This window comes from Psychrobacter sp. 1Y4, assembly GCF_051847555.1.
Genome location: NZ_JBPYDE010000003.1, coordinates 215,876 through 237,880, shown reverse-complemented (window position 1 = coordinate 237,880; position 22,005 = coordinate 215,876). Strand labels below are relative to the sequence as shown.

The 22,005-nt window shown below is 41.8% G+C and carries 19 protein-coding genes and 1 tRNA gene; 17 read left to right on the top strand and 3 right to left on the bottom strand.

Going from position 1 to position 22,005, the window contains the following annotated elements:
- Positions 1-26: 26 nt before the first annotated feature.
- Positions 27-2,225: a polyphosphate kinase 1 gene (gene ppk1 / locus ACS8FC_RS03820; RefSeq protein ID WP_439295913.1), complete on the top strand. Its 2,199-nt coding sequence runs from the start codon at positions 27-29 to the stop codon at positions 2,223-2,225.
- Positions 2,226-2,231: 6 nt separating this feature from the next.
- On the opposite strand, the gene ACS8FC_RS03815 is transcribed toward ppk1, so the two are convergent.
- Positions 2,232-2,777 (bottom strand): DUF2058 domain-containing protein, encoded by a 546-nt coding sequence (locus ACS8FC_RS03815; RefSeq protein WP_439295912.1) that lies wholly within the window; start codon positions 2,775-2,777, stop codon positions 2,232-2,234.
- A 358-nt stretch (positions 2,778-3,135) separates the two neighbouring features.
- Here ACS8FC_RS03815 and ACS8FC_RS03810 point away from each other — a divergent pair, with 358 nt between their 5' ends.
- From ACS8FC_RS03810 to ACS8FC_RS03795, 4 genes are all read left to right on the top strand, one after another.
- Complete coding sequence (locus ACS8FC_RS03810) at positions 3,136-3,306, top strand: hypothetical protein (protein ID WP_439295911.1); 171 nt, start codon at positions 3,136-3,138, stop codon at positions 3,304-3,306.
- Between the two features lie 86 nt (positions 3,307-3,392).
- A complete protein-coding gene (locus ACS8FC_RS03805) occupies positions 3,393-3,644 on the top strand; it encodes a hypothetical protein (protein ID WP_439295910.1) in 252 nt (83 codons plus the stop codon).
- Positions 3,645-3,715: 71 nt separating this feature from the next.
- Positions 3,716-4,171, top strand: a complete 456-nt coding sequence (locus tag ACS8FC_RS03800; protein ID WP_439261651.1) for a hypothetical protein — start codon at positions 3,716-3,718, stop codon at positions 4,169-4,171.
- A 185-nt stretch (positions 4,172-4,356) separates the two neighbouring features.
- Entirely contained in the window at positions 4,357-4,557 is a 201-nt protein-coding gene (locus ACS8FC_RS03795; RefSeq protein WP_439261650.1) for a hypothetical protein, read from the top strand.
- Positions 4,558-4,700: 143 nt separating this feature from the next.
- Here ACS8FC_RS03795 and ACS8FC_RS03790 read toward each other — a convergent pair whose 3' ends face one another.
- The gene (locus tag ACS8FC_RS03790; RefSeq protein WP_439295909.1) at positions 4,701-5,408 is read right to left on the bottom strand and encodes a MiaE family protein; all 708 of its coding nucleotides are present in this window, start codon (positions 5,406-5,408) and stop codon (positions 4,701-4,703) included.
- A gap of 620 nt (positions 5,409-6,028) precedes the next feature.
- Between ACS8FC_RS03790 and ACS8FC_RS03785 the strand changes: the two genes are divergently transcribed.
- The 12 genes from ACS8FC_RS03785 to ACS8FC_RS03730 all read left to right on the top strand — a co-directional run bounded on the left by ACS8FC_RS03785 (position 6,029) and on the right by ACS8FC_RS03730 (position 21,546).
- On the top strand, positions 6,029-8,227 hold the full coding sequence (locus ACS8FC_RS03785) for a malate synthase G (protein ID WP_439295908.1): 2,199 nt from the start codon (positions 6,029-6,031) through the stop codon (positions 8,225-8,227).
- 598 nt (positions 8,228-8,825) lie between these two features.
- The gene (locus tag ACS8FC_RS03780; protein WP_439295907.1) at positions 8,826-9,872 is read left to right on the top strand and encodes a porin; all 1,047 of its coding nucleotides are present in this window, start codon (positions 8,826-8,828) and stop codon (positions 9,870-9,872) included.
- 169 nt (positions 9,873-10,041) lie between these two features.
- Positions 10,042-11,172 (top strand): porin, encoded by a 1,131-nt coding sequence (locus tag ACS8FC_RS03775; RefSeq protein ID WP_439295906.1) that lies wholly within the window; start codon positions 10,042-10,044, stop codon positions 11,170-11,172.
- Positions 11,173-11,402: 230 nt separating this feature from the next.
- Entirely contained in the window at positions 11,403-13,037 is a 1,635-nt protein-coding gene (locus ACS8FC_RS03770) for a CTP synthase (protein ID WP_058369208.1), read from the top strand.
- Between the two features lie 222 nt (positions 13,038-13,259).
- Positions 13,260-14,135 (top strand): 3-deoxy-8-phosphooctulonate synthase, encoded by an 876-nt coding sequence (kdsA, locus tag ACS8FC_RS03765; RefSeq protein WP_439260416.1) that lies wholly within the window; start codon positions 13,260-13,262, stop codon positions 14,133-14,135.
- A 27-nt stretch (positions 14,136-14,162) separates the two neighbouring features.
- Entirely contained in the window at positions 14,163-14,417 is a 255-nt protein-coding gene (locus ACS8FC_RS03760; RefSeq protein ID WP_439260417.1) for a heavy-metal-associated domain-containing protein, read from the top strand.
- A gap of 179 nt (positions 14,418-14,596) precedes the next feature.
- Positions 14,597-14,821, top strand: a complete 225-nt coding sequence (locus ACS8FC_RS03755; RefSeq protein ID WP_058369205.1) for a heavy-metal-associated domain-containing protein — start codon at positions 14,597-14,599, stop codon at positions 14,819-14,821.
- A 389-nt stretch (positions 14,822-15,210) separates the two neighbouring features.
- Positions 15,211-17,559, top strand: a complete 2,349-nt coding sequence (locus ACS8FC_RS03750) for a heavy metal translocating P-type ATPase (RefSeq protein ID WP_439295905.1) — start codon at positions 15,211-15,213, stop codon at positions 17,557-17,559.
- 317 nt (positions 17,560-17,876) lie between these two features.
- A complete protein-coding gene (gene eno, locus ACS8FC_RS03745) occupies positions 17,877-19,193 on the top strand; it encodes a phosphopyruvate hydratase (protein WP_439295904.1) in 1,317 nt (438 codons plus the stop codon).
- 123 nt (positions 19,194-19,316) lie between these two features.
- Positions 19,317-19,625 (top strand): FtsB family cell division protein, encoded by a 309-nt coding sequence (locus ACS8FC_RS03740; protein WP_299217052.1) that lies wholly within the window; start codon positions 19,317-19,319, stop codon positions 19,623-19,625.
- A gap of 123 nt (positions 19,626-19,748) precedes the next feature.
- The gene (gene ispD, locus ACS8FC_RS03735; RefSeq protein WP_439295903.1) at positions 19,749-20,498 is read left to right on the top strand and encodes a 2-C-methyl-D-erythritol 4-phosphate cytidylyltransferase; all 750 of its coding nucleotides are present in this window, start codon (positions 19,749-19,751) and stop codon (positions 20,496-20,498) included.
- Between the two features lie 427 nt (positions 20,499-20,925).
- Entirely contained in the window at positions 20,926-21,546 is a 621-nt protein-coding gene (locus tag ACS8FC_RS03730; RefSeq protein ID WP_439260424.1) for a BLUF domain-containing protein, read from the top strand.
- 232 nt (positions 21,547-21,778) lie between these two features.
- Here the strand turns inward: ACS8FC_RS03730 and ACS8FC_RS03725 are convergent.
- Positions 21,779-21,854 (bottom strand) — tRNA-Glu (locus ACS8FC_RS03725).
- Positions 21,855-22,005 lie beyond the last annotated feature (151 nt).

Genomic DNA, 22,005 nt, shown 5'->3' with positions numbered 1-22,005 from the left:
CATAAATAACTATAAAGGACTGCGATATGAGCACTGCCAACCATGCATCAAACGTGACTATAGAACGCGACAATAACGATAAGCTTGAACGAACACAAGATCACAGTCTTACTCAAATAGCTTGGCAACGCTCAGAAGACGGCAGCTACTCACCCAGTAGTTATATCAATCGCGACTTGTCTTTATTACAGTTTCATCTACGGGTGTTAGCACAAGCGGCAAGCCCGCGACATCCATTACTTGAGCGCTTGTTTTTCTTGATTATTTTTTCATCAAATATTGATGAGTTTTTTGAGATTCGTGTTGCCGGTATCATGCAAAAGCTCAATATCGGAGATGTCTCAACGAGCGCTCATGGCATGCGCCCAAGTGAAGTTCTCAATGAGATATCAGCCATTGCACACGAGGCTATCAATGAGCAGTATCGTATTCTTAATGAAGACATCCTACCAGCCCTTGCCAAAGAAGATATCCGCTATTTAAAACGTGATGAATTAAATGCAGAGCAATCGGCTTGGATGAAGCGTTATTTTACGGAGCAAGTATCGCCAGTACTAACGCCCATTAGCATCGATCCTGCCCACCCGTTTCCGCGACTGGTTAATAAGAGCCTAAACTTTATCGCAACATTAGAAGGCAAAGATGCTTTTGGTCGTGATATCAATCTGGCTATTGTACCTGCGCCGCGTAGTCTGCCGCGTGTCATTCGCCTGCCTGATGAGCTGACTGGCGGCAAAGAGCATCATGTCATGCTCTCAGCTATTATTCATGAGCATATTGGTGAGCTATTCCCTGGGATGAATGTGACAGGCTGTCATCAGTTTCGACTGACGCGCAATGCAGATTTGGACTTGGCAGATGATGTCGAAGATATCGCCAAAGCGCTTGAGGGTGAGCTTGAAAACCGCCGTTTTGGCGACAAAGTGCGGCTTGAAGTCACCACCGATTGCCCAACGCCCATCAGTGACTATTTGCTCAATGAATTTGAGTTACATGACAATCAATTGTACCGTGTCAATGGACCAGTAAACCTAACGCGTCTGCTCTTTGATTTTAATATTCCAGCGCTGCGTTATCAGCCGTTTACCCATGTCGTGCCAAAGGCTTTTCGTAGGGAGGCCGACAAACTTGAAAAGGCGACGAGTATGTTCGCTGCCATGCGTAAAAGTGATGTCCTAGTGCATCATCCTTTTCATGCGTTCTCGCCTGTGGTAAATCTATTGTGGCAAGCTGCCAGCGATCCAAAAGTCTTAGCGATTAAACAGACTTTGTATCGTTCAGGCACCAATTCAGAAATCGTACAAGCGCTCGCAGCTGCTGCTCGTAACGGTAAAGAAGTGACCGCCATTATCGAGTTGCGGGCACGTTTTGATGAGGCATCTAACATTGCGGTTGCAAATTATTTGCAAGAAGCAGGGGCGGTCGTAGTCTACGGTATCGTCGGTTACAAAACTCATGCCAAGCTGATGCTCATCATACGCCGTGAAGAGGACAAAATCCGTCGTTATGTGCATCTAGGGACGGGTAACTACCATGCCGCTAATGCCAAGGTCTATACGGACTACGGTTTGTTTACCGCTGACGCTGATATCTCAGAAGATGTGCACAAGATATTTCAGGAGCTGACGGGGATGGGCAAACCTGCCAATCTCAAAAAGCTGTTACATGCCCCTTTTACTTTGCATGAAAAGTTGATGAGCTTTATTGATGATGAAATCACTCATGCCAAAGCAGGCAAGCGTGCGCATATCATTGTCAAAGCCAATGCTCTGACCGAACGTCGTTTGATAGGAAAGTTATACGACGCCTCGCAAGCAGGGGTTAAGATTGAGCTGATCTTACGGTCTATGTGTTGTCTGCGTCCGCAAGTACAAGGGCTGTCTGAAAATATTACGGTGCGCTCAGTCATCGGACGCTTTTTAGAGCATACCCGCATCTACTATTTTTATAATGCGGGTGATGAGCGGATGTATTGTGGCAGTGCAGACTGGATGGATCGCAACTTATTCCACCGGGTCGAAGTTGCGTTCCCTATTGAAGACAAAAAAATATTTTCTCAAATTTATCAAGACGGCTTACAAAGCTATCTACAAGACAACGTACAAGCATGGACGCTTGACGGCAAGGGACGCTGGAAGCAAGTCCAGCCAGCAACAGACGAGCCACAGCACATTGCTCAAGAGCATTTATTAAAAACCATCAATCACGTTGGTGAAAAAACCTAACAATCCCTACCACATCAGATCATCTGGGATCACATAGGCTGCATAAGGGTCATCATCATCCTGCTCAGTGTCTGACTTGTCGTTGGACACGACGATAAACCCTTCCAATTTGGCATCTATACGATCTGCTAACGGGCGGGGAAGTAGCGCATATCCCTCTTCTAGTCGTGCAATGACCACATGACCAGCCACTATTTGGTCATACAGTTTTTGGGTGACATGGATCTTTTTTATTTTGGACTGATCAACGAATTGATAGCTAACGTCATTTTCCGTACCCGTGACCGTCTCTTTGATTTGATGCTGTTTAATCATTTGAATGATATTAGCATGCAACGTTTTTTGTTCTAAAATCTGCTGTTTTTCTTGATTAAGCTTCTGATCTTTTTCTATCTTTTTTGCTTGAGCTTCTGCCAATGCTTTTTTAGTCTCAATATTTGATGCGTCACCAGTACGTTTGGCGTGTTGAGACTGTTTGCTCAATTTTTTAGCTTTTTTACTATCAACCAAGCCAGCTTTTAATAGTTGAGCTTGTAGGGCATTTTTGGCCATAATTTGATTACCTAGACAATAAATAATGAGTCACTTTTTTAAGGATATATGGTTTTTAAAAATATATGGTAGCAAATTTTGTTAGCGCGTGTCGTGAGTTCTGCCAAATTGCATAAAATATACATAAGATGTGAATAATTAAATAGTTAAACTATATCAATCGTCCACTGACGAAGGTTACAAACTGTCTTTTAATATCACATTTATTCACACATTGATACGGCAGTACACTAGTGCTATCACTAATATGGGACATATAATCATTGTAATGCTGAACAATAAAGACAACTTTATAAATCAATAACTTCGTATACCAATAATAAAATTTATAATCTCATCATAAAAGTAGGAGCTGACTATGAGCGACATGAGCAAAGCTGTTTCAGATATTAAGCAAGCTGCAGAGCAGGTAGATAGCCAACAGATTGATAACAACTTAAAAAATACCTCTCATTCTAATATTGCCGAAGAGCTGAGTGAAGAAGAGCGGACTCCTTTTATCGAAGATGAGCTACGTACTGACAAATAATCTACGTTTTAAAGGAATAAGCATATTAGTGCTATAAGCTTGGTATCTTAAGGATATTTTTAAATTGTAAATATAAAGGACATTTCATGCCAAACAATACTGATCCAAACAACGAAAAAGCGGTGCCGATGAATGATCCTGCGACCGTACGTTCTGAGAATCCCAAAGACAGTTATGAAGGGCGTAAGCATGAGCCAAATATAGATGGGCCAGAGCAAGCGTCTCAGGAAACAGATGAAGTATATGTCGATCCTCGTAAAGAAGAAGACTTACCTCCAGGAGGCAAGAACGTTGGTGACCTAAACGCTTACGATTTAAGTCAAAAGAATAATCCGTAGATCATTGTTAGTCCTACAATTATCGTTTGACCGATTTAATGTATTTATAATAAAGATATAAGGAAAAACTCATGGAAACGAAAGATCCTGCACTGACAAAGACACTCATGACAGATGATGATTCAGCTAATACTGATTTACGTAATAACGATGTAGAGCGTAATGATTTAGACAGCGATAATATGAACAATCAGCCATTGTCAGAAGAATCAGCCAAGGCTAACGAAAAAGAATTTCATGACAGTCGTGATGAAATTGAGGCCACTACCTCAGTCAATAAAGGGACTGATACCTTTGGTGAAGAGGTGGTTCACTCAGAGCATGTAAATGATGGTGACAATCCAGCACGCCAGCCTGATCGACGTGATCAAGAAGGCAGTACAGCATTTGATGAAAACGTTAATGAAGAAACAGTTGGTAGTACAGCGCCTAAAAGCGAAGAGGTCACTGATGAAAACCGCTATGCGAGTATCGCCAATGCACAATCTCGTACTTTAAATCCAGATGAAAAGAATTCAATTCGATAAAAACTGTCAATGAGTGCAATGATAATTGGCAATATTCGTTGTATAGTCAATTCGCTATAAAAACGATACACCAGTTGCGCATTACGTTACAACGTATCGATTTTATTTGGTATCGATTATATTTACAAGTGCTACATATAGTGGTCTGGATATAACTTAGATGTTCATAATAAAAAGGAAGACTAATGAGTACTCCCAAAGATAATGATGTTAATAAAGACTACGAGTTGAAAGATGCAGACGACAATAAAGGTATCGTACCTGATGATGCGCTGCAAAAAGCGAATCCAGCTGCTGCTGAGCGAAAGAGTGAGGATCATGATCCGCACCATATTGCAAAAGATGCCAAGCAATACGATAGTCCACTCATGGAAGATGACAAATAGCGTCTTTTTTACAAGCTATAAAGGTAAAGCAAGTAAATAATAGACCAAAGTAAAAAGGTACTATCGCCAATCAAGTGATAACTTTGATCAGCAATAGTACCTTTTTGCTATATCTATAGGACCATATTTTATAGGCCGTTCCGTTATGGTATCGGTACACCGCTATGAAAGCGTAGCTCAGTGTCTGGACTAGATATTAACTCTGCTTCTACGTCTCTAAATAATGCCACACGTTCATCGATATTGTCATCACATAATGACTGTGCGAGGGCCAGATAGTCCTCGAAGTGACGGCTTTCTGATTTAAGTAAATAACGATAGTATTTGGCCAAGCGTTCATCGTTAATGACCTCAGCAAGAGCAGCAAAACGCTCACAAGAGCGCGCTTCTATAAATGCGCCAATGATCAATACGTCTACCATAGCAGCTGGCTCATAGGTACGTTTATGCTTTAACAGACCTTTAGCATAACGGCCAGCACTAAGATATATCCAGTCTTGACCACGCTCATTCATAATACCCAGTACTTGCTCGTAGTGCAGCATCTCCTCACGTATCAGCTGTGCCAATTTACGCTGTAAATCATAAGAAAACTCGTAGCGAAACAACAAGTTCATGGCAGTCCCTGCTGCTTTTTTTTCGCAGTTGGCATGGTCTTGAATGATAAGTGGCAAGTTCGTGATGGCAGCGTCTACCCAACTTTGTGTGGTTCGACTACCCAAGAATTCGTAAATAGGGGACAGATCTACCTTTATAGGTGTTCGTAGTTGAGTCACATCAATACTATCGTCGTTTTGATTATCAGGGTCCTGCAAAATATCATTGTCTATATTATTTGGTACATCACTCATGAGGTTCTCGATTACTGGCTATTAACATCTCAATTTTATTTTGAACTGACTGTAGTTAGCGCTATTATAGCTAGCACTAAGCATGCATAAAAAATCAGCGATTCAACCTGCTGGCGCGCATAGTATAACAGTAGGCTGTCCTTACATGAACCACTAACCCCTAACGCAAATAGCAAGGCTGCTAAGCCTAATAACACTAAGATTTTATTTTGTAATTATTGCTTACAGTTTATACTTACCCTTGAGTCATCTTCTTGAGTAGTATCAGCTATAGCGTCTAAGGCTTATGTCCTCTACAGTATCATTCTTATACAACTCAAATATTTATTTGGTGAATGTCTCGTTATTGTTTATTTCACTATTTGATAGTAGGATAATATTTTATCTTAGAGACACTTTACTCTAACATTGACTGTCAGCACTACTATATAGGTAGCGCTACCTTAACTGTTATTAGTTGGGCATGACCAAGCTATATTGTTTATAGCAAGCTCTATAATACTTACTTAGCACAGTATTCATATCTGAATCAGATATTAGGTGCTAAACATCTCTCAAGCGTAACCGCTATTATAATAAATCATCATTGAATTCCATCATCCACAGATAAGGACACCACTATGAACCAGACTTCTCACTCTAATCGTATCCAAAAAGGTATTCTCGCAATCGACCAGGAGATGTACGACTTTATTGAAAATGAAGTACTACCTAAAGTTGGCGTTGATTCGGATAGTTATTGGTCAGGTTTTGAAAAGGTTGTCAAAGAGTTTACTCCGCGTAATAAAGAGCTACTAGCTATCCGTGACAAAATGCAAAGTCAGATTGATCAATGGCATTTGGACCATCCTGCTAAAGATGGTGAGATTGACTATCCTACTTATAAAGCTTTTTTAAAAGAGATCGGTTATCTATTACCAGAAGGCGAAGACTTTAAAGTAAGCACCCAAAACGTCGATGACGAGATTGCTCATATTGCAGGGCCACAGCTGGTTGTACCTGTACGTAATGCTCGTTATGCACTAAATGCTACTAACGCACGTTGGGGGAGTCTCTATGATGCGTTGTACGGCACTGATGTGATTAGTGACGACAATGGCCAAGAAGCCACAGGTGGTTACAATCCTACTCGCGGCGCTGCAGTCGTCGCTTATGCCAAAGACTTCTTAGATGATAATTTTGCATTGGCATCCGGTTCTTATAGTGATGTCACAGGATTCAAAATAGTCGATGGCAACCTTCAAGTTGCGATGGGTGAGAGCAGTACGCAATTGCAAGATCCAGCAAAATTCGTCGGTTACGTTGGTGAGGCTGACAGTCCATCAGGTGTTTTGTTAAAAAATAACAATTTACACGTAGAGATTCAGATCGATGGCAGTCATCCAGTAGGCAAAGACGATCCTGCATATATTAAAGACGTACTGCTAGAGTCTGCCATTACCGCTATTCAAGACTGCGAAGACTCCATCGCTGCTGTCGATGCAGAAGAAAAAGTCGAGGTGTATCGTAATTGGTTTGGTCTTATGAATGGCGACTTACAAGAAACCTTTGAAAAAGGCGGTAAGACTCGTACGCGCAAACAAAACCCAGACCGTGAATATACCACGCCAGAGGGCGGTAAGCTGATCCTACCAGGTCGCTCACTGCTGCTTATTCGTAATGTCGGTCATTTAATGCAAAACCCTGCCATTTTAGTCGACTTAGGCGAGGGGTCTGAAGAGATATTTGAAGGGTTAATGGATGGTTTAATCACGCCGTTATTGTCTTTAAATGACATCAAGGGCAGAAATCAGCTGTCAAACTCGCGCACAGGCTCAATGTATATCGTCAAGCCAAAAATGCATGGTCCTGATGAAGTCAAAATGGCCAATGACCTGTTTAACGCCTCAGAAGACTTGTTAGGCTTAGAGCGCAATACTATTAAAATCGGTATTATGGATGAAGAGCGCCGTATGACGGTCAACTTAAAAGAAGCGATTCGTCAAGCCAAAGAGCGCGTTATCTTTATCAATACAGGCTTCTTGGATCGTACGGGTGACGAGATGCATACCAGCATGAATGCAGGAGCATTCGTCCCTAAAAGCGAGATGAAGTCACAAGCGTGGCAGCCAGCCTATGAGCAATGGAACGTTGATATCGGGCTAGAGACAGGTCTGCAAGGTCATGCTCAGATTGGTAAAGGCATGTGGGCAAAGCCTGATGAAATGAAAGAGATGATGGATACCAAGGCGGCGCATCCAAAAGCGGGTGCTAATACTGCATGGGTTCCGTCTCCAACTGGCGCAACCTTGCATAGCATGCACTATCATCAAGTAAGCGTCGCTGATGTCCAAGACAGTCTAAAATCGCGCCAGCGTGCAAGCTTAGATGATATCTTGACCATTCCATTGGCCAAAGATACCAACTGGACAGAAGAAGAGAAGCAACAAGAGCTTGAGAACAACGCTCAGGGTATCTTAGGGTATGTCGTACGCTGGGTAAACCAAGGCGTTGGCTGCTCTAAAGTGCCAGATATCAATGATGTGGGTCTAATGGAAGATCGTGCTACTTTACGCATCTCAAGTCAACACATCACCAACTGGTTACATCATGATATCGTCAGCGAAGAGCAAGTGATGAATGCGATGAAACACATGGCAAAAGTTGTGGACGAGCAAAATGCAGATGACCCAGATTATCAGCCAATGGCTCCTAACTTTGAAGATTCTTACGCATTTAAAGCGGCATGTGATCTTGTATTCAAAGGACGCGAGCAGCCAAGTGGCTATACCGAGCCATTATTGCATCAAGCTCGTTTGGACCTAAAAGCCAACGTATAACCTCATTAAATAGCAAAAAATAGCAAAATTGGCCATTATTTACTCTATAACGGAACATTCTTTATCAAAATACTCACTATTTTTATAAAAATTAAGAATATTTTTTAGGGTGTTTTGAAAGGTTTTTAGAGGTTATTAGGCTGTCAATAAGTAGCTTTGCTAATCATGGTTATAAGCATGACCACTAGTCTTTTCAAAGGCTGGTGGTTTTTTTATGAATATTCATTTGTTGTTACTAAATAATTCTCGAATTTTGTGCTATAAATATTTGAGCAACATTCTGTGATTAAGCAGTAAAAAAGATGTTGCAAATTATGTCAGAGTTGTTATGCTTATAGGCGAAGTATGAGTTTGGTAACGGATGTTACACACTAGAGCGTTAAAGACCTAAGTTTACATAGTGGTTACGCGGTTAGTATCAGTTATGTAAGTCATGGTTTTTTTCATCTTACGGTAATAGAACTTCGCCACACTTGTTTCTGACTAATCTCGGTAGCCAGTTACACATTATATCTTTGAGGATTTGTGACGATACCTTTTTGAGCATTAGCTAATAACAGCTCGCTCATTACTAAAATTGTAAAGTGGAGATACACCCATGAAAAAACTACTTTTAGCTTCAGCAGTTGCTGCTCTATCTGTATCTGCAGCTAATGCCGCACCAACTCTATATGGTAAAGCTTTTTTAGCCGCTGACTACGAAAACGCTGAGTTTGATGGTCCTTCTGGTAACATGTACGACGAAGATACGTTAGAGATTAACTCTCATGCTTCACGTATTGGCCTTAAAGGTTCTGAAGCCATGACTGCGAATACTGATGTGATCTATCGGTTAGAGTATGGCACAAGTATTGATGGTGATAATGCTACCTTCACTAACCGTGATACCTATCTTGGTGTGGTCAACAAGCAATTTGGTGAGTTCCGTGTTGGTAAAAACCAATCTAGCCTAGCGCGTATTGACAACGTTGTAGTGAACCAAGGTTACTGGGATAACTTAGGTCAAACTCAAAATGAAAGTGAGGTTGTTGAAGCGTTAAATATGGCTGATAGTGGTCGTATCAATAGTTCAGTTATCTGGACTGCACCAAAGTATGAAGGTCTACCAGTACAACTGTCTGCTATGTACAGCTCTGACGATGCAAATGGCAATGATAACGAAGGTTTTGGTGTAGCAGCGCTATTTGATCAAGGTACTGGTTTTACCGCTGGTATTGCTTATGACAAAGATCAAAACATCGACGGTGACATCATCCGCGGTACAGCAACTGTAGATCTAGGTAAGTACATGGCTTATCCAGTCAATCTAGGTGCCTTATACCAAGTAGGTGATTACGATGGCGGCGAATCAAAAGAAAAAGGCTTTGTAATCAGTGCTGAAATGGGCTTAACTAACTTTGCTCGTCCAGCGTCTGTATACACGCAATACAACAATACGTCAAACCTAGGCGGCTTTGATAATGCTGATTCAGATCAGATTGTTGTTGGTGGTAAATACTTCTATAAAGATAACATCATCGCTCATGCCTATGCTGGTATGAATAAAGCTGATAACGTACCATATAATCCAGCTGAACTTGAAGTTGCACCAAGAGGTGACGCGGAAGTAATCGTAGTTGGTACTGGTCTAGAATACTTATTCTAGTATGAACTAGAATTTGCTTCTAAAAAACTCATCCTTCGGGGTGGGTTTTTTTGTTGTGTTAATTTTGCTTTAGAACAGACAGAAAAAAACGTAAAAACGCAAGGCCATTCTAGGCTTTGTGCATTTAATACCCTGCTTAATGAATGACCAAGTATTAGAGTGAATATTTATGATGAAAAAACTCCTTTTAACATCAGCGATTGCTATTGTATCTGTACCAGTTGCGCAAGCAGCCCCAGAAATCTATGGCAAAGCATTCTTGACCACTGATTATATTAATGACGAGGCGGATTACACTAATCGTGTAGATGATGCCCCTGAGGACTCTGATGTGGACTCAGTACAAATTAACTCAAACTTTTCACGACTAGGTCTCAGAGGTTCTGAAGCGATTACTGCAAATACTGATGTAATATATCGATTAGAGTATGGCATTGATATCGATGGCGATGACAGTAATACTTTTACAAGTCGTGATACTTATCTAGGTCTAGTAAATAAAGACTACGGCGAGTTTCGCGTTGGCCGTAATACCTCTGTATTAGGGTATGTGTACGATCCGATGGTTGCAAGAGCTTACTGGGATAATCTAGGGAAAAGAACCCTGAATGACAATGGCGGAGTTGCTGCACTAAATATGCTTGACTACACGCGCTCTGATAGCTCGGTGTTGTGGATTGCCCCTGAATATAAAGACTTGCAGCTGGTAGTGCAGTATGTGGCTGATGAGGGTTCTGATGACAACAAAGACAAAGATGGCTATGGGGCTGCACTCAAGCTAGATAAAAATAGTTACACTGCTGCGATCGCTTATAGTAAGGATATCGAGGCAAGTGGTAGTATCAATACCTTAGACTTTGTCACTGATGATAATGCTGAAGGTCTTATAAATTATGGCGGTGATGCCTTTCGCGGTACGATAACCGTCGATTTAGATGAATATATAGATATGTCAACTCCCTTAACCTTAGGGGCAGTATATCAGCAAGCTGACTATGACTTTGTAGGCTCTCATAAAGAAAAAGGCCTGATAGTTAGTGGCAAAATGGCATTAGAGAACTTTGCTCACCCAGCTTCTGTCTATCTTCAATATAACAAAACAGACAATCTAAACGGTATCGACAATAATAATTCGGATCAGATTGTATTGGGCGGTGAATACGAGTTGAAAGATAATGTGATCGCTCACGCTTATGTTGGTCAAAACTCAGCCGATTATACCAGTCCTTTAGATCCTACCAACTCTGTCGCAGATATTAAGGTCTTCGCCGTTGGTGGCGGTTTGGAATATCTGTTCTAGTGGCTTTTATCTAAGTAGTCTGTATTGTAAAATCGTCCAAGTGATAGCTAAACATCATAACTATATAATGTTAAAGGACTCATCCTTCGGGGTGGGTTTTTTCGTTGTGCCAACTTTAATAGGGTAACAGCCAGTAAAACCTAAGAGTTTAAGAGACTTTGAGTTTTTACCCTATATTTTATGGCGTATTTTTAGTAAAATCCTCTTTTACCAATTACCGATAGAGTACTATGACCAAGTTTATATTTGTGACCGGTGGGGTAGTGTCCTCACTAGGGAAAGGTATTACCGCAGCTTCCCTTGCCGCGATATTAGAAGCGCGCGGTGTGAGTGTAACCATGACCAAGATGGATCCGTATATAAACGTTGATCCAGGGACGATGAGCCCGTTCCAGCATGGTGAAGTTTTCGTCACTGAAGATGGGGCGGAGACAGATTTAGATTTAGGCTATTATGAGCGTTTTTTACGTCATTCTAAGATGAGTAAGAGCAACAACTTTACCAGTGGTCGCATCTATCAAAACGTGCTGAATAAAGAGCGCCGCGGTGAGTATCTTGGTGGTACGGTACAGGTGATTCCGCATATCACTGATGAGATTAAAAGTAAGATTCTAGCCAGTGGCGAAGGCTATGATATCGCTATTATCGAGATTGGCGGTACGGTCGGTGATATCGAATCACTGCCCTTTATGGAAGCGGTACGTCAGATGCAAGTAGAGCTTGGTCGTAATCGCGCCATGCTAATGCATTTAACGCTCGTGCCCTATATTGCCAGTGCAGGTGAAACCAAAACCAAACCCACTCAGCATTCAGTGAAAGAGCTGCGCTCTATTGGGTTGCAGCCTGATATTTTGATTTGCCGCTCTGACCATCATATCTCTCAAGACAACCGCCGTAAGATTGCACTATTTACCAACGTCGAAGAGCGTGCGGTCATTATGTGTGAAGATGCCCAAAGTATCTATCAGATACCGCGTACCCTTCATGAGCAAGACCTTGATGATTTGATTTGTGAGCGTTTTGGTCTTGATGTACCTGAAGCGGATCTGAGCGATTGGGACAAGGTGGTTGAGGCTCAGCTAAACCCTGAATCGACTGTTACAGTAGCAATGGTGGGTAAATATGTCGAATTGCCTGATGCTTATAAGTCTATCAACGAAGCATTGCTACACGCTGGTATTACTCATAAAGCAGATGTCAAAATCAACTACATTGATGCTGAGCATTTAGAAGATGATGAGAGCTTACTGACACAGTTAAATGATGCTGATGCCATCTTAGTGCCAGGTGGTTTTGGAGAGCGTGGTACGAATGGCAAAATACAAGCCATCACCTATGCTCGTGAAAACAACGTCCCATATCTAGGCATCTGCCTTGGTATGCAGCTGGCAGTGATTGAGTATGCTCGTAATGTAATCAAAATTGATGCTAACTCTTCTGAATTTGATCGCAAGACTGCAGAGCCTATCATTGGTCTGATTACTGAGTGGTTAGATGAGCGCGGCGAGTTACAGATTCGCAGCGATGATTCAGATCTTGGTGGGACGATGCGTCTGGGTGCACAGCAAGCTGAACTGGTTTCTGGTAGCAAATTAAGCCAAATCTATGGTGCTAGTAATATCACAGAGCGTCATCGTCATCGTTATGAGATGAATAACCGTTATATCGAGCCATTAGAGCAATCAGGCATGACTATATCAGGTTATTCAGCCAAGCAGCATCTGGTCGAGTCGGTTGAGATTAGCGATCATCCTTGGTTTATCGCGGTACAGTTCCACCCCGAATTTACCAGCTCGCCACGCGGTGGTCATCCACTGTTCAACAGCTTTGTGAAAGCTGCGAAGAACTATAGCGAAGCTAAATAGGGTTTTAGGCTTTTGTTACAGCTATTATATTAATTAAAAGACTGATCTTCGGATTGGTCTTTTTTTATGAGCTGATAGTTGGCTGAACTTTCACAATATTTGTATCTGTCCATCTACCATTTGTCTGTGGCCTCTAATTACGCTTAGATACTTTTTTTAATTGAGCCATCGGTTACAATAGCGGATAGAGATATCGATAACTATAAAGAGGATCACTGTTTCATGGATAATTTATCTACAGCTCAATCGCATATTCAGCTTACTACTCCTAACAATAATACGATTAATATTGGTAACGATCAGCCGTTTGTGTTGTTTGGCGGTATGAACGTCTTGGAGTCTAAAGAGTTGGCATTTGAGATTGCTGAGCAGTATGTCGAGATATGCCAGCGTTTAGGGATTGGCTATGTATTTAAGGCCAGCTTTGATAAAGCCAACCGTTCAAGCTTACACTCATATCGTGGGCCTGGATTGGAACAAGGTATCGATTGGCTCGGTCAAATTAAAGAAAAGTTTCAAGTACCGATCATCACTGATGTGCACGAGCCGTATCAAGCAGCACCCGTCGCTGAGGTTGCCGATATTATTCAGTTACCGGCGTTTTTATCGCGTCAGACTGACTTAGTGCATGCGATGGCAAAGACTGATGCGATTATTAATATCAAAAAAGCGCAGTTTTTAGCGCCGCATGAGATGCGTCATATCGTTAATAAATGTCTTGAAGGAGGTAACGATAAACTTATTCTATGTGAGCGTGGTAGTGCTTTTGGTTATAATAACCTGGTCGTCGATATGCTCGGGTTCGATACGATGAAGCAGATGAATATACCAGTGTTTTTTGATGTGACCCACAGTCTACAGCAGCCAGGGGCACGTAGTGACAGTGCAGGCGGACGCCGTGAGCAAATCACAACCCTTGCACGTGCTGGTATGGCAACCGGACTAGCAGGGCTATTTTTAGAGGCGCATCCAAACCCAGAAACGGCAAAGTGTGATGGGCCATGCGCCTTGAGAACCAGTCAATTAGAGCCATTTTTGCGTCAGTTAAAGCAAGTGGATGATTTAGTAAAAAGCTTTGAGGTGTTAGATACTCATTAATGGATAAGTAACAAAGAGGGCAGCACAATGGCGATTCAGACAGCACAAGTGAGTATTGAGAATATCGATGACGCTGAAGGATTAGACAGTGTCATGATAGCGTTAAAGAACATCACAGGGGTCACTGCGATAGATCTTGATGCAGCGAGTAGCATCGCAACCGTGCGCTACGATGATACCGATACCAGTATTCACGCCCTAACAGCTGCGATTAGTACGGTCGATTATGTGACCCAGCCATATCCTATTGATGCACCGCAAAATCCAAATTATGATAATTAAATAACCTTATCATGTTAGCAAAAAGCTATTATTCTTTAATAAAGTGATAACCAAAAGGTGTTGTTGTTAACGATGATTCGGCTTATGCTAGTCGAACGTTGTTTTGATAAGTCTTTAATAGTTAATTACTAGATTTTCATACAAGCAATTCATTAATTTATAATAATAAGGAGCTCAACATGGCAAGCCAAACACGTATTATCAAAATCGACGGTATGACTTGCGGCGGTTGTGTGGCAAGTGTGCATACTGCGACTGACAGTATTGATGGTATAGACACTATTTCTGTCGATCTTGCTGACAATCTAGCAACGGTGACTTTCGACGATAGTAAGACCAGCGCAGAGGCTATTGCGTCTGCTATCGATGAGGCAGGATTTGATGCCACAGTCGCCAACTCTTAAGTTTTTTTCTACAGAAAAACCAGCTATCATAGCTGGTTTTTTTAATGGTCGTTTATTATCTTTTTAGTAGTTTTTAACGATTATAATTTGTAGCTGGTCACTATGATTTATCTATCATCTATGTTCATGCTGTTTAATTGAATGCCCTTGAAATGTTAGTGACCACAACCATCTACTATGTATATCAATATGTATTTTAGTATAATAATATGTAGGTTATTCGGGGCTACAGATCAGATATCTATGCTGAGACCCAGTTAAACTACCAGACTGATTAAGCTACCTGATACGCTTAAAGTTTTGCATAACAGTTAGCCTTTTTTATAGCTCATAACAATCTATAAATGCTCTATAAACGCTCTCCATAAACATTGTAACGAGTTTTATTTATGAATGATTCTATCCGTACTGCCGATGACCAATCCTATGATGTCGATACTGACATTCAGTCCAATACGCTGCTTGAGCCTCAGCGTGCGCACTTGCAACTAGCCATTGATGGTATGACATGTCAGGCCTGCGCATCTAGAATCGAGAAAGTCCTTAACAAGAAGTCCTCAGTTTATGAGGTGAATGTCAACTTCGCAGGTGAGACTGCCAATGTCGATTATGATCCAGCGCAGACGACGCCTGAACAAATCACAGAGTGGGTAAGTAAAACAGGTTTTGTCGCAAACGTGCAGGCAGGAGATAGATTGTTTGCCAAGACGGATACAGACACCGCGACAGAGTATCCATGGCGATTGATTGCGCTATGGGTCTGCTTGGTGCCTTTTTTGGTCGGTATGGCGGGGATGCTCTTTGGACAGAGTATGGCGTGGATGCCGCCTGTTTGGATTCAATTTATCCTTGCAACCATTGTACAATTTGGCTTGGCGTTGCCGTTTTATAAAAGTGCTTGGGCGTCCATCAAGGGCGGTCTTGCCAATATGGATGTGCTGGTGGTCATTGGTACGGTCACTATTTGGGCATATTCAACGTATCTATGGCTCACGCATGGCGATGGTACGTTAAACAGTCTATTGCAAAGCGGTCATGGTAGTGGACACGGACCAGCTGTATATTTTGAAGCAGGGGTGATGGTCATTGCTTTTGTCCGCACGGGTAAGTATTTAGAGGAACGTACCAAAAAGCATAGTCTTAATAGTATCGATCTATTGTTGTCATTGACGCCAGATGAAGTCGAACAACAACAGTCAAATGGCGACTTTCACAATGTCGCACTGCAAGACGTGCAGGTCGGAGATATCCTGCGTGCCAAACAAGGCAGTCGCGTTGCCACCGATGGCGTGGTCATTGATGGTAGTGGCTGGTGCGTTGAGAGTCATTTAACTGGCGAGTCTGTGCCCCTAAAAAAAGAAGAAGGAGGTGAGCTGCTTGCAGGCGCTTTGGTCGAGAATGGTAGCTTATTATACCGCGTCAGTGCAAAAGGTAGCGATACCAAACTTGGTGATATGGTGCAAGCGCTTAGCGATGCGCAAGGCTCCAAAGCCAATTTGGCGCGTCTGGCTGATAGAGTAACAGCAGTATTTGTCCCAGTTGTTGTGGCCATTGCTATCGTCACCTTTGCGCTGACATGGTGGCTGACCGGTGCGATCGATACGGCCTTAATGCATGCAGTTTCAGTATTGGTGATTGCGTGTCCCTGTGCCCTTGGTTTGGCGACGCCGGCGGCTATTATGGCAGGTATGGGTGTCGCTGCGCGTCATGGTGTCTGGTTTAAAGACGCGCAAAGCCTTGAGGCAGCAGGTAATATTGATACTGTCGTTTTGGATAAAACCGGTACCTTAACTGTTGGCAAACCGACGATCGTTGATCAAGTGATGGTCGATAAATCTTTACCAATAGATGATGTGTTGCAAATTGCTGCAAGTGTTGAAGCACATGCCAGTCATCCGCTGGCAACGGCGCTTATCAATGCAGCAAAAGCGCGCAAGCTGTCGTTGTTGACGGTCACTGATATTAGCGTCATTAGAGGTGCTGGTATACAAGCAAATATAGAAGGTCTTGGTTTGGTTAAAGTCGGTACGGCAGAGTTTGCCAGTCTAAATTTACCTAAGCTGATGCCAAAAGTGTGGCAAATCGCCAGTACGGTTGCTGTCAGTATTAATGATGAACCCTTAGGCGCCTTTGCCCTTGCTGATGATCTAAAGACGGATACTCCGCAGGCTATTACTGCACTACAAGATGCTGGTATCAATGTTATTTTGATGAGTGGTGATAAACAGTCTGTCGTCGATCATGTGGCAGGACAGCTGGGTATTGGGCAAGCTTATGGCAAGATGAGTCCTCGTGATAAAGCCAGCCAAATTGCTGTACTGCAAACGGCGGGTCATAAAGTGGCGATGGCAGGAGATGGGGTTAATGATGCACCAGCGATGGCAACCGCTGACGCCAGTTTTGCCATGTTTGAGGGAACAGATGTGGCTCAGCATAGTGCGTCTGCACGTTTGATGGGCGAGTCGCTCATGCATATTGACGCTGCGCAAAAGATCGCTCAAGCAACCTTACGCAATATCAAACAAAACTTGTTTTTTGCCTTTATTTATAATTGCTTAGGTATACCGCTTGCCGCTTTTGGTTTTTTAAACCCTATGATCGCTGCTGCTGCTATGGCGCTGAGCTCTATTTCAGTATTAATGAATGCGCTACGATTAACACAATTTAAGACAAAGGTTGAACTGAATAACACCGTATCTGCGTCTAATATGAACAGCCAGAACCCAGCAAAAACGTAAATAATATATTTTTTTAATAATATATGCACTTAAACGAGACAATGATGCCAAGCGTTATATAAATGTTTGGTTTTATGGACGCCAGTTGGTGTAAGATAAGGGAAGTTTAACTAAATATATGCTATGATGCCAAGCACTATAGCCGAGTATTATTGTAACGAATAGACCTTCAATGACTTTCAAAAACAGCTGGTTGTATGATGGTTTATCATTGTTGCAAATGCATGAGCTATCAGATATTTTTCTTTATTTTTTGTATTCTAGTTGCCGTTTTTTATCCCACAAACTTGGCATGACCAAAGGAATTAACAGACATTATGTACGCTGAAGAAATTACCAACGTCACCGCAATTAAAGACATTCGCGCTCGTGAGATTTTAGACTCGCGCGGTAACCCAACGATTGAAGCCGATGTTATCTTGGCTGATGGCACTGTTGGCCGTGCTGCTGCTCCAAGTGGCGCATCAACTGGCTCACGTGAGGCGCTTGAGCTACGTGATGGCGACAAAGATCGCTACATGGGTAAAGGCGTCAAAAAAGCCGTTGCCAATGTCAACAGTCAAATTCGTAGTGCATTAATGGACAAAGATGTCACTGAGCAGCAAAGCATCGATGATGCGATGATTGCGCTAGATGGGACAGAAAACAAAGACAATCTAGGCGCTAATGCCATGTTGGCCGTCTCTCTAGCAACTGCTAAAGCTGCTGCTAAATCACAAAATTTGCCATTGCATCAATACATCGCTGACTTGCGGAATCAGACTTCTTTAACGATGCCTGTACCGATGATGAACATCTTAAACGGTGGTGAGCACGCGGATAACACAGTTGATATCCAAGAGTTTATGATTGAGCCAGTTGGTTTTACAAGCTTCTCAGAAGCATTGCGCGCTGGCACTGAGATTTTCCATAGCTTAAAATCTGTCCTAAAATCACAAGGTCTAAATACAGCGGTCGGTGACGAAGGCGGCTTTGCACCGAATTTACGTAGCAACGAAGAAGCCATCACTGTCATCATGCAAGCGATCGAGCAAGTTGGTTATAAGGCTGGTGACGACATTCATTTAGCTTTGGATTGCGCCGCTACTGAGTTTTATAAAAATGGTCAATACGTCTTAGCAGGCGAGGGCAATAAAGCCTTTGATAGCCAAGGTTTTTCAGATTATCTAGTAGGGTTGGCGCGCCAGTATCCGATTATCTCTATCGAAGACGGTCTTGATGAGTCTGATTGGGATGGCTGGAAATATTTGACTGAGCAAATCGGTGATAAGGTTCAGTTGGTCGGAGATGACTTGTTTGTGACCAATCCTGCCATCTTGCAAGAAGGTATTGATAAAAATATCGCCAATGCAATTTTGATTAAATTTAATCAAATCGGTACGTTATCAGAAACTCTAGATGCAATTTATCTGGCGAAGAAAAACGGTTACGCAACGATTATCTCGCATCGTTCAGGTGAAACTGAAGACAGCACCATTGCAGATTTGGCAGTAGGTACAGCGGCAGGACAAATCAAAACAGGCTCATTGTGTCGTTCAGATCGCGTAGCAAAATACAACCAGCTATTACGTATCGAGCAACAAGTACGCGCAAGCTATCGTGGCCGTGAAGAGTTCATCGGTCTACGTGGTTAATGTTTAAGCTATAAAGCTATATTAAGTGTTAGTGCTAGACGGTATATAGAAATTTATATATTGTCTAGTCAGCTTAGTTAGTCTTTCTTTTATCCTCTTTAGATTATTTGGCGTTATTGTTTTATGAAATACTTCAGCCAATTTATATTACTCGCTTTAGCTGTGGCAGTGCTGTTAGGGTTGCAATATCAGTATTGGTTGGGTGAAAATGGTCGATTTGAACATAATAAACTGCTTACTCAAATTGAAGATCAGCAGCGCCTAAACGACAATCAAGTGGCGGCAAATAACTTGTTACGCACTGATGTACATGACCTAAAAAATGGTCTTGAAGCAGTTGAAGAGCATGCTCGTTTAGACCTAGGCTTAATTAAGCCAAACGAGACCTTTGTACAAGTATCAACTGCACCCAACACTCATAGTCGTCAGTAGCTTTTTTGATATTTCATCAAATCCTTCTTATATAACGACGATTCTCTTTATTTCTTTAGTAACTTTCAAGCTTTGTCTTTTTTAAGCAACGTTGTGATGGGCTTAAATCATGAGTAGCACGTTATGAATACCAAACCTAGTGTACACGCGATGATTGTCGCTGCAGGTCGCGGTAGCCGTTTCGGTGCATCTGTCGCTAAACAATACACAAAATTGCAAGGGCAGACGCTACTACAAAACAGCGTTGCAAGGCTTGCTAGTAGTACCTATATTGATAAGTGCTTATTGGTTATATCAGCAGATGACAGCACGGCACAGACTTTAGATTTTGCGCTTCCTATCGATTATGCTATAGGCGGCAACGAGCGTTGGCAGTCAGTACAAGCAGGCGTAGAGGCTATTGCTAACGCGGGTGCTAAGGACTCAGATCTGGTTCTTATTCACGACGCTGCGCGTCCTGCTGTACCACGTTCTGATATTGATAAAGTTATTGAAGCGGCAATGCTGGAGCCTTATGGCGCGATTCTAGCCACTCCTGTGGCTGATACGCTTAAAGTGTCTACTGACTCTAACGATCAATATGAACCCACAGATAGACCTGTAAGTACAAACAATCAGCACTCTTACATCAAACGTACGATTGATCGTAGTCATATGTGGCAAGCGCAAACGCCGCAAGTATTTCGCATAGGTCAATTGCAGCAAGTATTGGCTTATGTGTCTGAACATCAGCTGGTGATTACAGATGAAGCCAGTGCTTTTGAGCATCTAAACCTTCCTATTCGATTGGTTGATGGCAGTCGTCAAAACATCAAACTTACTTATCCTGACGATATTATATTGCTAGCCGCTATCCTAACTGCTCAAAACTAATACCCTCCTTCTTTTTACATCACTATGACTATCAGTAGCAATCTTAGTACGCTACTGACTTTTCTAATAATACTCATTTTCGTCGTTATAAATATTTATCGGCATAGAGCAGTAACAAAGAGAATGAAGTAGAACGTTTTTATTCTACCTCTTTTTTGATCTTAAATGACTTTAGCCCTCTATATATCTGCATTCGCGAATATAAAGCAAAATACAGAACATTGTCTGGTTACAATTCTTTGTTGCCATGTTACATATTAAGTTGCTTAGTTGACCAAACTGCCTTATTATGTAACCAAGTTCATACAATAAATAATAAAACTTATAATATCAATACTATGACAATGTATGAAGTCTTGTTTTTTATCATATTTTTTTATTTTAAAAATAATAGGCGTTCATTCGCTTGACTTTAAGGGGCAATTGATTGTCAGACGTTACTACTATGAATACATCAGAAGAATTAGAACTCTATCAGTTTGTATATGTTAGCCGAATTACTTCTACTGGATTATCAGGCGCGAGTACCCTAAATGATATCGCTGAATTTTCTATAAAGAATAATAAGAGCGATAACATTACTGGCGTACTCTGCTATGGCAACGGTTATTTTTTTCAGTGTGTGGAAGGGACGGAGCAAGTATTAACCAACTTGAAAAACCGTCTTTTGTTAGATGATAGACATAAAGATATACAGACTCTAGACTTTTCGGCGATTAGTGAGCGCGGATTTACTGGCTGGTCGTTACGCTCCATCATCCTTGAACGTTGGATGGTTAACGATCCTAAAGCGAAGGCACTTATGCCTTTTAAGCCCTACAATTGGGCCCCTAATGAATGGAAGCAATTCTTGAAAATTTTAAAAGGTTATTATAAAGAGCAAGAGGGAACAGGCGACATCGATGCTCAACCGATTAAGTACAATGCACTAGGTCTGACATTAGGGAAAGTAGTGGGGCAGCATCAAGCCTTTTTCCTAATCCAAACTGTATTGGGTGCACTTATTATATTGGCATTGTTATGGTTTATGCTCTCTGATAAATTCTAATAATAGATAAATCTTCAATGCTTTACAAAGAGCCAGCGTCCTGCTGGCTTTTTATGTTTTATGTTTTATGTTTTATGTTTTATGTTTTATGTTTTATGTTTTATGTTTTATGTTTTATGTCTAAAATAATAAAGCTATTAGGGTAAAAATAGACATAAAAAAAGCCCATAAAATCTATTAGATTTTATGGGCTTAAAAAACGCTAAATTAACTGCTATAGCGTTTTAATATGTGGCGTCCCCAGGGGGATTCGAACCCCCGTTACCGCCGTGAAAGGGCGGTGTCCTAGGCCTCTAGACGATGGGGACTAGGTACTACGCTTCAGCTGCTTTCACCGTTTATGCTGAAGTGGTGCACATTTTAATGGCGTCGACGCTTTGTGTCAAGCCTTTTTCTTCGTCTTTTTAAAATTAAATATCTTTTTTTGATAGCGCGGCGGGGATGCAAGTCTTTACTTTT

Bases quoted from the DNA above. Each gene is read 5' to 3' on its own strand.
- ppk1 (WP_439295913.1), top strand. From the start codon at position 27: ATGAGCACTGCCAACCATGCATCAAACGTGACTATAGAACGCGACAAT.
- ACS8FC_RS03815 (WP_439295912.1), bottom strand. From the start codon at position 2,777: ATGGCCAAAAATGCCCTACAAGCTCAACTATTAAAAGCTGGCTTGGTT.
- ACS8FC_RS03810 (WP_439295911.1), top strand. From the start codon at position 3,136: ATGAGCGACATGAGCAAAGCTGTTTCAGATATTAAGCAAGCTGCAGAG.
- ACS8FC_RS03805 (WP_439295910.1), top strand. From the start codon at position 3,393: ATGCCAAACAATACTGATCCAAACAACGAAAAAGCGGTGCCGATGAAT.
- ACS8FC_RS03800 (WP_439261651.1), top strand. From the start codon at position 3,716: ATGGAAACGAAAGATCCTGCACTGACAAAGACACTCATGACAGATGAT.
- ACS8FC_RS03795 (WP_439261650.1), top strand. From the start codon at position 4,357: ATGAGTACTCCCAAAGATAATGATGTTAATAAAGACTACGAGTTGAAA.
- ACS8FC_RS03790 (WP_439295909.1), bottom strand. From the start codon at position 5,408: ATGAGTGATGTACCAAATAATATAGACAATGATATTTTGCAGGACCCT.
- ACS8FC_RS03785 (WP_439295908.1), top strand. From the start codon at position 6,029: ATGAACCAGACTTCTCACTCTAATCGTATCCAAAAAGGTATTCTCGCA.
- ACS8FC_RS03780 (WP_439295907.1), top strand. From the start codon at position 8,826: ATGAAAAAACTACTTTTAGCTTCAGCAGTTGCTGCTCTATCTGTATCT.
- ACS8FC_RS03775 (WP_439295906.1), top strand. From the start codon at position 10,042: ATGATGAAAAAACTCCTTTTAACATCAGCGATTGCTATTGTATCTGTA.
- ACS8FC_RS03770 (WP_058369208.1), top strand. From the start codon at position 11,403: ATGACCAAGTTTATATTTGTGACCGGTGGGGTAGTGTCCTCACTAGGG.
- kdsA (WP_439260416.1), top strand. From the start codon at position 13,260: ATGGATAATTTATCTACAGCTCAATCGCATATTCAGCTTACTACTCCT.
- ACS8FC_RS03760 (WP_439260417.1), top strand. From the start codon at position 14,163: ATGGCGATTCAGACAGCACAAGTGAGTATTGAGAATATCGATGACGCT.
- ACS8FC_RS03755 (WP_058369205.1), top strand. From the start codon at position 14,597: ATGGCAAGCCAAACACGTATTATCAAAATCGACGGTATGACTTGCGGC.
- ACS8FC_RS03750 (WP_439295905.1), top strand. From the start codon at position 15,211: ATGAATGATTCTATCCGTACTGCCGATGACCAATCCTATGATGTCGAT.
- eno (WP_439295904.1), top strand. From the start codon at position 17,877: ATGTACGCTGAAGAAATTACCAACGTCACCGCAATTAAAGACATTCGC.
- ACS8FC_RS03740 (WP_299217052.1), top strand. From the start codon at position 19,317: ATGAAATACTTCAGCCAATTTATATTACTCGCTTTAGCTGTGGCAGTG.
- ispD (WP_439295903.1), top strand. From the start codon at position 19,749: ATGAATACCAAACCTAGTGTACACGCGATGATTGTCGCTGCAGGTCGC.